Origin of the sequence: Micromonospora sp. NPDC048835 (assembly GCF_040649995.1) — a bacterium.
Taxonomy (GTDB): Bacteria; Actinomycetota; Actinomycetes; order Mycobacteriales; family Micromonosporaceae; genus Micromonospora.
In genome coordinates, this window is sequence record NZ_JBEZGM010000013.1 from 70,502 (window position 1) to 82,277 (window position 11,776).

The 11,776-nt window shown below is 73.7% G+C and carries 9 protein-coding genes; 4 read left to right on the forward strand and 5 right to left on the reverse strand.

The annotated features are described in order from the left end of the window. Window positions 1–11: 11 nt before the first annotated feature. Genes AB0C15_RS17595 through AB0C15_RS17605 form a run of 3 tightly spaced genes read left to right on the forward strand, consistent with a single transcriptional unit; the run spans window position 12 to window position 3,017 of the window. Entirely contained in the window at window positions 12–836 is an 825-nt protein-coding gene (locus tag AB0C15_RS17595) for an ABC transporter ATP-binding protein (RefSeq protein ID WP_357353045.1), read from the forward strand. Then, complete coding sequence (locus AB0C15_RS17600) at window positions 833–2,890, forward strand: penicillin acylase family protein (protein ID WP_357353047.1); 2,058 nt, start codon at window positions 833–835, stop codon at window positions 2,888–2,890. The genes AB0C15_RS17595 and AB0C15_RS17600 overlap by 4 nt, the downstream gene beginning before the upstream one ends. After that, complete coding sequence (locus AB0C15_RS17605) at window positions 2,877–3,017, forward strand: hypothetical protein (RefSeq protein WP_357353049.1); 141 nt, start codon at window positions 2,877–2,879, stop codon at window positions 3,015–3,017. The genes AB0C15_RS17600 and AB0C15_RS17605 overlap by 14 nt, the downstream gene beginning before the upstream one ends. Here AB0C15_RS17605 and AB0C15_RS17610 read toward each other — a convergent pair. The 4 genes from AB0C15_RS17610 to AB0C15_RS17625 all read right to left on the reverse strand — a co-directional run bounded on the left by AB0C15_RS17610 (window position 2,992) and on the right by AB0C15_RS17625 (window position 9,809). After that, window positions 2,992–6,708 carry a S8 family serine peptidase gene (locus AB0C15_RS17610; protein WP_357353051.1) on the reverse strand — a complete coding sequence of 1,239 codons (3,717 nt, stop codon included), beginning with the start codon at window positions 6,706–6,708 and terminating at the stop codon, window positions 2,992–2,994. The two genes, AB0C15_RS17605 and AB0C15_RS17610, sit on opposite strands and share 26 nt — an antisense overlap. A gap of 473 nt (window positions 6,709–7,181) precedes the next feature. Then, a complete protein-coding gene (locus AB0C15_RS17615; RefSeq protein ID WP_357353053.1) occupies window positions 7,182–7,790 on the reverse strand; it encodes a bifunctional 4-hydroxy-2-oxoglutarate aldolase/2-dehydro-3-deoxy-phosphogluconate aldolase in 609 nt (202 codons plus the stop codon). Between the two features lie 48 nt (window positions 7,791–7,838). Continuing rightward, on the reverse strand, window positions 7,839–8,864 hold the full coding sequence (locus tag AB0C15_RS17620; protein WP_357353055.1) for a sugar kinase: 1,026 nt from the start codon (window positions 8,862–8,864) through the stop codon (window positions 7,839–7,841). Window positions 8,865–8,948: 84 nt separating this feature from the next. Continuing rightward, on the reverse strand, window positions 8,949–9,809 hold the full coding sequence (locus AB0C15_RS17625; RefSeq protein ID WP_357353056.1) for a S1 family peptidase: 861 nt from the start codon (window positions 9,807–9,809) through the stop codon (window positions 8,949–8,951). Window positions 9,810–9,979: 170 nt separating this feature from the next. Between AB0C15_RS17625 and AB0C15_RS17630 the strand changes: the two genes are divergently transcribed. Continuing rightward, window positions 9,980–11,158, forward strand: a complete 1,179-nt coding sequence (locus AB0C15_RS17630) for a low temperature requirement protein A (protein ID WP_357353058.1) — start codon at window positions 9,980–9,982, stop codon at window positions 11,156–11,158. Between the two features lie 10 nt (window positions 11,159–11,168). Here the strand turns inward: AB0C15_RS17630 and AB0C15_RS17635 are convergent, their stop codons facing one another. Then, window positions 11,169–11,741 (reverse strand): nucleosidase, encoded by a 573-nt coding sequence (locus AB0C15_RS17635; RefSeq protein WP_357353060.1) that lies wholly within the window; start codon window positions 11,739–11,741, stop codon window positions 11,169–11,171. Between the last annotated feature and the right edge of the window lie 35 nt (window positions 11,742–11,776).

Below are 11,776 nucleotides of genomic sequence, written 5' to 3' on the forward strand. Positions count from 1 at the left end.
AAGGAGCACCCATGCGACCCGGCGATTCCCGGCTCGGCGGCGCCGCGCTGACCCTCGCCTACGACAGGCGCACCATCGCCGAGGACCTGACCGTGGCGGTGCCCGACCGATCCTTCACGGTGATCATCGGCCCGAACGCGTGCGGCAAGTCGACGCTGCTGCGCGCGCTGTCCCGGATGCTGCGCCCCAGCGCCGGAGCGGTGCTGCTGGACGGACGGGACATCCACGATCTGCCGGCCCGCACGGTGGCCCGTACGCTCGGACTGCTGCCGCAGACGTCGATCGCTCCCGACGGCATCAGCGTGGCCGAGCTGGTCGCCCGGGGGCGCTACCCCCACCAGGGGCTGCTGCGGCAGTGGTCGCGCGAGGACGAACGGGTGGTCCAGGAGTCGATGGCCGCGACCGGAGTCGACGACCTCGCCGACCGACCGGTGGACGAGCTGTCCGGCGGGCAACGGCAGCGGGTCTGGATCGCCATGGCGCTGGCCCAGCAGACGCCCCTGCTGCTGCTCGACGAGCCGACCACGTACCTCGACATCGCCCACCAGATCGAGATCCTGGACCTCTGCGCCCGACTGCACGAGGAGCAGGGCCGTACGCTCGTCGCGGTGCTGCACGACCTGAACCACGCCGCCCGCTACGCCACCCACCTGATCGCCATGCGCGACGGACGGGTGGTGGCCGCCGGGGAGCCGACATCGGTGGTCACCGCCGACCTGGTGACGGAGGTGTTCGGGCTGCCCTGCCGGGTCATCGACGACCCGGAGACCGGCACCCCGCTGGTCGTCCCGGCGGCCCGCCGTCGCGCCACCACGCTGGCCCCGGAGCCCGCGTGAGCACGCGACGGTTCCGCGACCCGTGGGGCGTCCCGCACCTGCGCGCCGACGACCCGCTCGCCCTCGCCACCGAGCAGGGCCGGGTGACCGCGTACGACCGGGCCTGGCAGATCGAGGTGGAACGGCACCGGGCCCGGGGCAGCAGCGCGGCGTTCCTCGGCCCCGACGCGCTCGGCTGGGACCGTTTCGTCCGGCAGGTCCGGCTCGACGACACCGCGCGCCGCTGCCACGCCGCCTTGGACCCGGCGACCGCCGAGTGGGTGGACGCCTACGTGGACGGCGTCAACGCCGGTCTCGCCGCCGGCGCGGCCCGGTCGCCGGAGTTCGCCGCCACCGGGCTGCGCCCGGGCCGGTGGGAACCGTGGACACCGCTCGCGGTCTGGCTGGGCCACCACATTCTGTTCGCGGGCTTCCCCGGCAAGCTCTGGCGTGAGCACGTGGCGCAGCGGCTCGGGCCGGACGCGGCCGACAGGTTCGCCACCGACGGCCCGGCCGTCGCCGGCAGCAACGGGTGGCTGCTCGCCGCCGAGCGCACCGGCACCGGGGCCGCGTTGCTCGCCGGCGACCCCCACCGCTTCATCGAGGATCCCGGCGTCTACCAGCAGATCCGGTTGGCCTGCCCGGAGTACGACGTGCTCGGGCTGGCGGTGCCGGGTGTGCCGGGCATCGCCCACTTCGGGCACACCGGCGAAGTGGCCTGGGCCATCACCAACGCGATGGCCGACTACCAGGACGTGTACGCGGAGCGGCTGCGCCGCGACGGCCCCGGGGTGCAGGCGCTCGGCCCGCAGGGCTGGCGTCCGGTGCACCACCACGTGGAGACGATCGAGGTGGCCGGGGCCGACCCGGTCGAGGTCGAGGTGGTGGAGACCGACCGTGGTCCGGTGATCGCCGGTGGGCCGGACGACGAGACCGCCGTCAGTCTGCGCTACCCGCCCCGGGTCCGGGGTGACCTCGGCTTCGCGACGCTGCCGGAGCTGCTGCGCGCCCGCACCGTGGCTGAGGTGGACCACGCGCTGCGGCACTGGGTGGAGCCGGTGAACGTGGTGCAGGCGGCGGACACCGCCGGAGGGCTGCTGCACCGGGTCGCCGGCGCGGTGCCGGTCCGACACCCGGAGAACGGCCGACGGGTGGTCCCCGGATGGGACGCCGCGCACTCCTGGCGGGGCTGGTACGCGCCGATGCCGCGCGCCGAGGTGGTCGGTCGGGCGGTGATGGCAAACGAGCGTGGGCTGGCCGCGCCACTCGGGGTGGAGTTCGCCGCACCGCACCGGGCGCGCCGCATCGCCGAACTGCTCGACACCCGTTCGGCCTGGACGGCCGACGAGATGTCCACCGTGCACACCGACACGTACCTGGGCGCGGCCGGGCCACTGCTGGCGGTGCTGGCCGGGGCGACGGGGCTCGGCCCGGCCGCCGCCGCGCTGCGCGAACGGCTGCTGAACTGGGACCGCCGGATGGCCGCCGACAGCACGGACGCGGCGGCCTACGCCATCCTGCGGGCGGCTGTCGTACGCCGGATCGCCGCCCACCCCGCGCTGGCCACGCTGGCCGAGCCGCCCGCGTACCCCGAGGTGTTCGCGCCCTGGTTGGCGCTGACGCCGCGCGTCGGTTACGCGCTGGAGCACCTGCTCGGCGCGGCGCCGCTGCCCGGTGTGGACGTCGGCGCGCTGGTGGGCGCGGCGGCCGAGGAGGTCGCCGACGCGGCGGCCACGGCCGCGCCGTGGGGGGACCTGCACCGGCTGGCGTCGTGGCGGGCCCTGCCCGACCCGGACGCCGGCCCCGGCCCCCGGCTCGACGGTGACCACGACTGCGTGCTGGCCACCTCGAGCGTGCCCGGGGCCACCCACTGGTGTTTCCGGGGGCCGGCGGCGCGCTTCGTCTGGGACCTGGCCCACCGTGCGGACAGCCGTTGGGTGGTCCCGCTGGGCAGTTGCGGGGTGCCCGGCGACCCGCACCACGACGACCAGAGCCCCGCCTGGCTGGCCGGCGAGTTGCTGCCGGTCACGACAGACTGGGACCGCCTCGTCGAGGAGCCAGATGAGCACCGATGAACAGCACTACCGCAGTGAGGTCACCGGGTTCCGGCACGGGCTGAACCGGGCACGGGCCGCCGGTCGGGGTGCGCGGGGCACCCCGACCGGCGGCCGTGGCGTCAGCGCAGGCCGAACGCCCGGGTGATGCTCTGGCTCACGGTGTTGCCGGCGGTGTCCCGCGCGGTGGCGCGCAGGCTCACGAAGCCGGCCTTCGCCGGTGCGGCCAACGAGGTACGCCAGCCGTCGCCGTGCCGGGTCAGCCGCGGCTTCTGCCAGGTCGCCCCGTCGTCGTAGGACACCTCCACGGTCACCGCGCCGATCGTGGCGGCGACGCCGGGCAGGTGCGAGGCGACCACGGTGAGCGGAGCACGCCGCGACGCCTTGCCGTCCCGGTCGATGGCCACCTGGTAGTCCAGCTGGATCATCGGCAGCACCTCCGCCGACTCCTCCCCGGTGGCCGCCGAGCTGAAGCCCCACTCGGTGCGGGTCTTGCGGGAGTACGGGTTGGTCCAGGCGGCCCGGTCGTTCTCCACCACCAGCCGGTACGGCAGTCGCTGCTCAGCCAGACCGCCGACCTGGAGGTACTCGGCGTTGCCCCACCTCAGCTCCCGGTCCCCCTGGTAGAGGGTGGTCCGGTTGACCATGTCGAAGTTGGCGTACGCCTCACCGATGTGGCCGCCACCGTCGCCCCAGCCGGGCGCGGGCAGGTAGACGGTGTCCAGGTACCGCACCGGCGTGTAGCTGCCGCCCATCCGGGGGCGCTGGATCGGGCCGAACCAGTTGACGGTGCTCGGCTTGCCGGCCGGGTACGCGGTCACCCCCATCAGGTGCTGGCCGGTCTCACCGGCGATGTACGCGTCGTCGACCCACCGCTGGTCGGCGCTCACCCAGTCGGTGCGCCGACCCTGCGCCGGGGCGGTCTCCTGGTTGCTCGACGCCCAGCCCCGCCAGATGTCGGTGCGGAACTCCAACGCCTTGCCCGGCCGGTAGTTGCGGAACTCCACGTCCACCCGGGCCAGGTCCCGCTTCGTCGGCCGGTAGGTGAGGTCGCCCGGCACCGCGCCGGTCCAGTGGTGCGCCACGTCGTACAGGTAGCTGGTCTCCGGGTGCGACTCGACGGTCAGCCGCACCGCGCCGCGCTGCAACGAGGCGATGAGCTGGTCGCCCTGGTCGGCGCCGAGCGTGGCGACGGTCAGCGGGGCGGGACTCTCCGGGCTCCACGCGAACTCGTCCCACGGCTGGAGCCGCCCGACACCGTCGTTGACGACAAGCAGCAGCTTGGCCCCGGCCGCCGCGGCGGCCTGCGCCTGGGTGGCGATGTCCACGCTGTCACTGCGGCGGACCACCACGGCCCGGTCCCGGACCGGTCGCTTCGCCAACCCGGCCGCCGACGCGTCCGCGACGTGGATCGCGTCCAACTGGCGGCGACCCTCCGGCAGCGCCGGGGTCGCGCGCTTCACCACCAGGTCGTCGTACGAGTGGCCGCCCGCCGACACGGTCAACGCCGGCTGTTCGAGGCGCCACCGGGCACCGAACTCGAACTCCCCGTCGGTGACCTTACGGCCCGTCGGCAACGCCCACATGCTGTCGTACGAGTCGTCGGGCAGCACCTGACTCTCGGTGAGACTGCCCCCGGAGGACCTGTGGATGTCCATCCGCAGCGACGTGGCACCTGCCTCCTGCGGCACGACGGCCCGCACCTGCCGGGCAGCCCGGGCGTCGAGGGTGACGGTCCGGTCCCGGTCCAGGGTGACGTCGGTGAAGCTGAGCATCGCCATGCCCTTGGAACGTGGCCCGTGCACACCGCGCACGTCCGCGGAGATCCAACCGGACCAGGTCGCGACCGGCAGCCGCAGGGTCGTGGTGCCGCTCTCCGGCAGGTCCACGGCGGTGAACAGACCGTCGGTGGTGAGGATGACCTTGCCGACGAGCGGCTTGCCGTCGCGGTCCTTCGCGACGAGCGTCAGGTCCTGCCGCTGGCCCTCCTTACCCGCCCCGATCAGCGTGCGGCCACGGACCGCACCGGTGTCGTCGGTGGCGACGATCATGCCACTGACCTGCTTCTCCACCGGCAGCTTGTCGTACGCGGCGGTCACCGTCACGGTGGCGGTGCCGCCCGCCGGCACGGTGACCCGGTCGGCGGAGAGCGCGAACAGGCCGGCCGGAGCGGTAGCCGCGTCGAGGGCCACCTTCAGGGTGACAGGCGTGCCGCCGACGTTCGTGTACGTGACCGTCCGGTCGACGATCATGCCGGGCTGCTGCGGCCACGCCTGGAAGCCGGAGTGGGCGCTCGGCGTGGCGAAGACCGTGGCGTGCGCGGCAGCCACCGCGTCGACCCGGCCGGCACCCGCCTGGTACGGGCTGTACTCCGGGGTGGCCTTGACCGTACTGACAAGTGCCTCCTTGATCCGCTGGCCCGTCCAGTCCGGGTGCGCGGCGGCGACGAGCGCGGCCGTGCCCGCCACGTGCGGGGTGGCCATCGACGTGCCGCTCATCAACGTGTAGTCCCCGGAGCCGCCGCGCACGAGGTGCGAGCGGGCCGCCAGGATGTCCACGCCGGGGGCGGTGATCTCGGGCTTGAGGCCGCCGTCACCGGCGCGGGGCCCCTGGCTGGAGAAGTCGGCAAGGTGGTCGGAGCTGTCGACGGCGCCCACGGTGAGCGCGGAGTTCGCCGCCCCCGGGCTGCCGATGGTGGCCGGGCCGCTGTTGCCCGCGGCGATCACGAAGAGGGCGCCGGTCTCGGCGCTGAGGCGGTCGACCGCCTGACTCATCGGGTCGGTGCCGTCGGTGGCCTCGCCGCCCAGACTCATGCTGACGACCCGGGCCTTCTGCTCCCGGGCCGCCCACTCCATCCCGGCGATGATCCAGGAGTCCTGGCCGCTGCCCTCGCTGTTGAGCACCTTGCCGACGTGCAGCCGGGCGCCCGGGGCGACGCCCTTCTCGACGCCGCCGGAGGCCGCGCCGGTGCCGGCGATCGTCGAGGCGACGTGCGTACCGTGGCCCTTGTAGTCGAGGATGTCCGGCTCCGACGGCACGAAGCTGCTGGACTCGGCGATCTGACCGACGAGGTCCGGGTGTTCGGCGTCCGCCCCCGAGTCGAGCACCGCGACGTCGACGCCGCTTGCGGTGTTGCCCTCGGCCCACAGCTTCGGCGCACCGATCTGTGCGGTGGACTCGGTAAGGTCGCCGTGCACCCGGCCGTCCAACCAGACCTTCGCGATGCCGTTGGTCAGGGTCGGGGCGGCACCCGCCCGACGGGCCGCCGAACCGGCGGTGAGCGCCGTCCAGAACCGGTCGGCGGTCGCCCGCTTGCGGGTCAACGCCGCGCCCTGCACGCTGTCCAACGGTCGGACCAGCTCGGCACCGTCCACCGCCGGTCGGGTGCGGTTGCGGGCCGCCGCGTCGGTCATCGTCACGATCAGCGGAAGCGCGTCGGTGTGCGCGTCGTCGTAGCCGTCGGCGATCAGGTCGGTGACATTGAACAGTCGCCGGTCCAGCACACCACTCGTGACAAAGGACAGTGCGGCGTCCGGGTAGACGTAGGTGTCGCCGTCGCGCACCGTGCGGTGGAAACTCGGGGTGCTGCCGTCCGGCCGGCGCACCGTGGAGACCGTGCTGCCGTCCGCCGCGGTGGTGACCGTGACCGTGTCACCGGTGATCAGGGTGACGGTGGACGCGCGTCCGGCCGCGGCCGGGGGTTGCCCCGCCGGACGGTCGGGGTTGTTCGGCGGGGCGGCGGCCGCTCCCGCGCCGGGTGGGATGAACCCGGCCGCCAGGGTGAGGGCGGCGCCGAGGGCGATCAGCCCGGATCGGCGGCGCCGGTGAGACAGAGCCACGATGACCTCTTTGTGTCGAGAAGTGGTACGCACCACAGCATCGACGTAAAGCCCACCCCAACCGCGCCCCGAACCCCGACGCACCTACGCCATGGCGCAACCCCGCCACCCCGGCCTCTCCCGCTCTCCCCTCCGCGCGCCGTCCCCGCCCTACGCGCGCCGTCCCCACCCTCCGCACCGTCCCCACTCTCGGCGCGTCGATCTTGCACTTTCTGTCCCGACAGAAGCCGCGAATAGGGGCACATCGACGTCAGTAAGTGCAAGATCGGCGCGCGGGGCGGGGGCGGGCGGGGCGCCCCCCACCGCCCTTCTTCGTCGATCAAGGAGTTGTGGTGCCAGGCATCAGATGGAAAGCGGCTTTTGCACCCCACCACAACTCCTTGATCGACGCCGGGGTGGGCGGGCGGGGCGGGCGGGCGGGGTGGGCGGGCGGGGCGGGGCGGGGAGGCAGGGGCGCGGGGTTGGGGGGGATGTTAGGGGGTTTGGCGGGTCAGCTTGGCTAGGGCGTCCAGTTGGGTTGGGTCGGCCAGGGCGGAGCCGACGGCTACGACGCGTACGCCGGCTTGCAGGAACGCGTCGGCGTTGCTGGCGTCGAGGCCGCCGGTGGCGACGAAGCGCAGCTGCGGCAGCGGGCCGGCCACGGCCTTGAACCAGGCCGGCCCGAGGGAGATCGCGGGGAACGCCTTGAGCCAGGTGAGGCCGTGCTGTAGTGCCTGCTGGGCCTCGGTGGGGGTGGCCACACCGGGCAGGTGTGGCAGGCCCCGCGCGGCAGCGGCGTCGGCGACTGCGAGGTCCAGGCCGGGCGCGACGGTGAACCGGGCGCCCGCGTCGGCCGCCGCGGCGACCTGTTCGATGTCGATTACGGTGCCGGCGCCGACGATCCGGTCACGGTCGGCGCCGGCCTGGACGGCGGCCCGCAGCGAGGGCACCGCGTCGGCGGTGGCCACCGGCACCTCCACCACGTCGATGCCGAGGTCCCAGGCACGCTCGGCGAGTCGTACCGTCTCGGCGACCGGCAGGCCGCGCAGGATCGCCATCACCCGGGCGCCGCCGAAGATGTGGTCGAAGTCCGGTGTGGTCATGGTGCACTCCATCCAGGGTCGCGGTGAGACTGTTGCGGACGGCCCGACTCAGGCCGTCGCCGCCGGGCTGGTCAGGTCGAGCGGCGACCAGGCGTCGGCGGGAGCGTCGATCAGCTTCTCGAACCAGGCCCATTCCGGGACCGGGGCGTTGTCGCCGCTGCTTGTCAACGCCTGCGCGGCGACGAGGTGGCCGAGGCGTAGCCGCCGTACCGGGCCGAGGTCGCGGAGCAGCCCGGCCAGGTAGCCGGCGGCGAACGCGTCGCCGGCGCCGACCGGCTCCACCACCGTCACCAGGGGAGCGGGCACGAAGACGGGTTCGGCGTCGCGGTCCAGTGCGGTGGCACCGACCGCGCCGTCCTTGACCACCACCGTCTGCGGCGCGGGCAGCAGTGCGCGGACGGCCGCCGGGTCGCTGGTGCCCCAGAGGGTCTCCGCCTCGTCCTGCCCGACGAAGACGAGGTCGCAGCGGTTGGCGAGGTCGCGCAGCACCGGCGCGGCCTGCTCGGCGGGCCACAGCCGGGCCCGGTGGTTGACGTCGAAGCTGACCAGCGCCTGCGCCAGTGGCCGGTCGGTCACCGCGTGCTCGACGAGCGCCCGGCAGGACGCGGAGAGCGCCGGGGTGATCCCGGACAGGTGCAGCACCCGGGCACCGGCCAGCCCCGGGTCGGCAAGCGTGGCGGGGTTCATCCGGGACGCCGCCGACCCGGCCCGGTAGTAGTGCACGGAGGTGCCCTCCGGGCCGGGGTCCTTGACGTACAGGCCGGTGGGTGCGGCCGGGTCCACGCACACCTGGTCGACGCGGACGCCGGCGGCGGCGACGTGCCGGACGACGGCCCGGCCGAAGGGGTCGTCGCCGACCCGGCTCACCCAGGTCGTCCGGTGACCCAGGCGGGCCAGGTAACCGGCCACGTTGGACTCGGCCCCACCGACCGAGACGGCGACGCGCTCGGCATGCTCCAGCGGCTCACCCGGCGCGGGGCAGAGCACCACCATCGTCTCCCCCACCGCGGCCACCTCGACCGACGGAAGGCCGGCCGGGACACTCGCCGGGTCAGGTCGGGGGGCGGTCGGCATCTGGCACACGTCCTCGGGGCGGGGGTGCTGGGCGTCGCCGAGCCTAGGTGTCCCACGCGGGACGGGCAAGCGGCGTCCCGCCGGTCAGGGCAACGTCAACCCGTACGCGGCCAACACCTCCGCGATCGGCTGGTAGTAGGTGGTGCCGCCGGCGGTGCAGTTGCCGGTGCCGCCGGAGAGGATGCCGAGGATGGTGCCGGTGGAGGCCACGTAGAGCGGCCCACCGCTGTCGCCCGGCTCGGCGCAGATGTTGGTGCGGATCAGTCCGTAGATCACGCCGGTGGCGTAGTTGACGGTCTGGTTGAGACCGGTGACCGTGCCGCAGCGTACCCCCGTGGTGGTGCCGCTGCGGCACACCGCCTGACCGACGTACGCGGTGCCGGGGCCGTTGATGGTCAGCAGGCCGGGGTAGGTGTAGACCGCGCTGGGGTGGGCGATCCGGCCGGTGTAACGGATCAGCCCGTAGTCGTTCGTGGGGTAGCTGGTGGCGGTACGTGTGCCGAGCACTGTCGTCTGGGCGCTGTCGGTGTACCAGGTGGCCGCCGCGGCGGTGCAGTGCCCGGCGGTGATCACGTAGTAGGTGCTGCCGCTGCGCGCGTTCGCGCCGAGCGAGCATCGTGCGCCGCCGCCGTAGATGCCCTGCCCGCCGGCGATCAGCGGGCGCAGCGTTCCGGGTTCGCGGCGCAGCACCACGCCGGTCCGGTCGGTCGCCGCCCGCAGGGCGGTCAGCTCGCCGGAGGAGACGGTGTCGTCGACGGTGAGGGTCATCCGGCCGGTGGCGGGGTCGAGGCCCCAGGCGGTGCCCGGGGTGCGTTCCCCGGTCAGCAGGGTCACCGGGTCGGGTGCGGGTGCGGCGGCCCGGTCGGGGACGGCGGCCTGCGCGGCGCCGGGCGCGACGAGCAGCAGGATGGTCAGGACGAGGGCGGCCAGCGGCGAGCGACGCATCCGAACCTCCGAAGAGATCGAGATTGATTGATGCGCTAAAGCATCGCCCGGTCTGCGACGCCGTGGCAACCTCCGGACGCCCTCTTCCCCGAACGGCGGGAATCGCCGATCCGGGGACGGGCCGCGCCGGCACCGCCGATAATCCTCGAAGACACGGCGGGAGGCCGGGCATGACCACCGGAGGCACCGCGGCACTGGTACGCCGGCCGGACGGGTCGACCCGGGCCACTCTGCTGGAGTTGCTCTTCGACGTGGTGTTCGTGGCAGCCCTCGCACTGACGTCGACGCTGTTGACCGAGAACCTCTCCTGGTCCGGCGGCGCGAAGGTGCTGCTGATGTTGACCGCCATCTGGTGGACCTGGTCGGTCACCGCCACCACGACCGAGTTCTACGACCCGCAGCAGCGCCCCATCCAGTTCATCCTGATGATCGCCATGGTCGGCTCGGTGGGGATGGCGGCGTCCCTGCCGATGGTCACCAGCGGCCACGCGTTGATCTTCGCGGTCGCGTACGTCGGTACGCACGTGCTGCGCGGCATCATCCTGATCACGTCACTGCAACGGCAGCGCCACCGGGTGGCCACGATCCGGGCCACCCGGTTCCTGTTCTGGTTCGTGGTGTCAGGTGTCTTCTGGCTCGGCGGCGCGGTGACCGGCGAGGTGAACTGGCCGCTCTGGGCCATCGCCATCGCGATCGACCTGCTCTCCGCGGCGGCCCGCTACCCGACGCCCTGGCTGGGCCGGGTGCCGATCGACCAGTACGAGCGGACCACCGGGCACCTGGGCGAGCGGTACCAGCAGTTCGTCATCCTGGCGCTCGGCGACATCATCCTGGTGCCCACCATGCGGGTCAGCCGTACCGATCTCGACGGTGACCGGGTCACCTCGTTGTTCTGCGCGTTCGCCGTCATGCTGCTGATGTGGCAGGTCTACGTCTTCCGGGCCGGCGAGTTGCTCGAGGCCGGAGCGAGGGCCGGCCGACCGGCCCGGGTGGCCCCGTACACCCATCTGGTGATGCTTGCCGGCGTGGTCGGTACGGCGGCCGCGTTCGACCTGGTCGTCTCGCAGCCGACCGGGACGACACCGGCGCGGTGGCTCCTGCTGATCATCGGCGGTCCGATCCTGTTCGTGATCGGCCGCGCGCTGTTCACCCTGCTGGTGTCGACGAACGTGCCGTGGTGGCGGATGGGTTGCCTGGTTCTGCCGCTGCTGGTGCTGCCCTGGGCCGGTCACTGGCCGCCGGTGCTGGTCACCGTGGTCGTGGCGCTGGGGCTGGGGGCTCACGTCCTGCTCCCCGGCGCGGCCCGGGAGACCACCCCGGGCCTGCGGTTCCGGCAACCCGGCGATTGACCCGACCCGCTCAGGCGACGTGTCGGGCGGCCCACTCGGCGAGGTCCCGGGCGCACGCGTCCACCGACTCCTGCCAGGTGCGCGCCGCGCCCTCCCCTGCCTCGTCGCTGACCTGTTTGACCAGCCGGCACGGCACGCCGGCCTGCGCGGCGGCCCAAGCCACCGCGTACCCCTCCATGTCGACCAGGTCGGCGCGCAGGGCCAACCGGTCCCGCGCCCCGTCGTCGGCCACGAACGTGTCGCCGGTGGCCAGCACCGCGCCCTCGGCGGCCAGCGCCAGTGGCGCCCCGTAGGTCTCGCCGGTGAGGGTGCGCAGCAGGTCGGTGTCCAGGTCGTGCTGGAGCACCGTGGCGATCTCGTGGATGCCGGCCAACCCGGGGCGCAACGCGCCGGCCGTACCCAGGTTGAGCAGCAACGAAGGGCGCGGCCCGGCGGCGAGTACGGCGGCGACGGCGCTCGCGGCGTTCACCTTGCCCATGCCGGTGAGCAGGACCGGCAGTTCGGGCGGCAGGTAGCGGGCCTCCGCACCGACGGCGAGCACCACCAACGGACGATCGGCGCGGACCGTACCTCGAAGATTCACCGGAGCATCGTACGAGCCGGCTCCTCGGCCGGTGA

Excerpts from the sequence above, each read along its gene's own strand:
- AB0C15_RS17595 (WP_357353045.1), top strand. The coding sequence starts at position 12 with ATGCGACCCGGCGATTCCCGGCTCGGCGGCGCCGCGCTGACCCTCGCC.
- AB0C15_RS17605 (WP_357353049.1), top strand. The coding sequence starts at position 2,877 with ATGAGCACCGATGAACAGCACTACCGCAGTGAGGTCACCGGGTTCCGG.
- AB0C15_RS17615 (WP_357353053.1), bottom strand. The coding sequence starts at position 7,790 with ATGACCACACCGGACTTCGACCACATCTTCGGCGGCGCCCGGGTGATG.
- AB0C15_RS17620 (WP_357353055.1), bottom strand. The coding sequence starts at position 8,864 with ATGCCGACCGCCCCCCGACCTGACCCGGCGAGTGTCCCGGCCGGCCTT.
- AB0C15_RS17625 (WP_357353056.1), bottom strand. The coding sequence starts at position 9,809 with ATGCGTCGCTCGCCGCTGGCCGCCCTCGTCCTGACCATCCTGCTGCTC.
- AB0C15_RS17630 (WP_357353058.1), top strand. The coding sequence starts at position 9,980 with ATGACCACCGGAGGCACCGCGGCACTGGTACGCCGGCCGGACGGGTCG.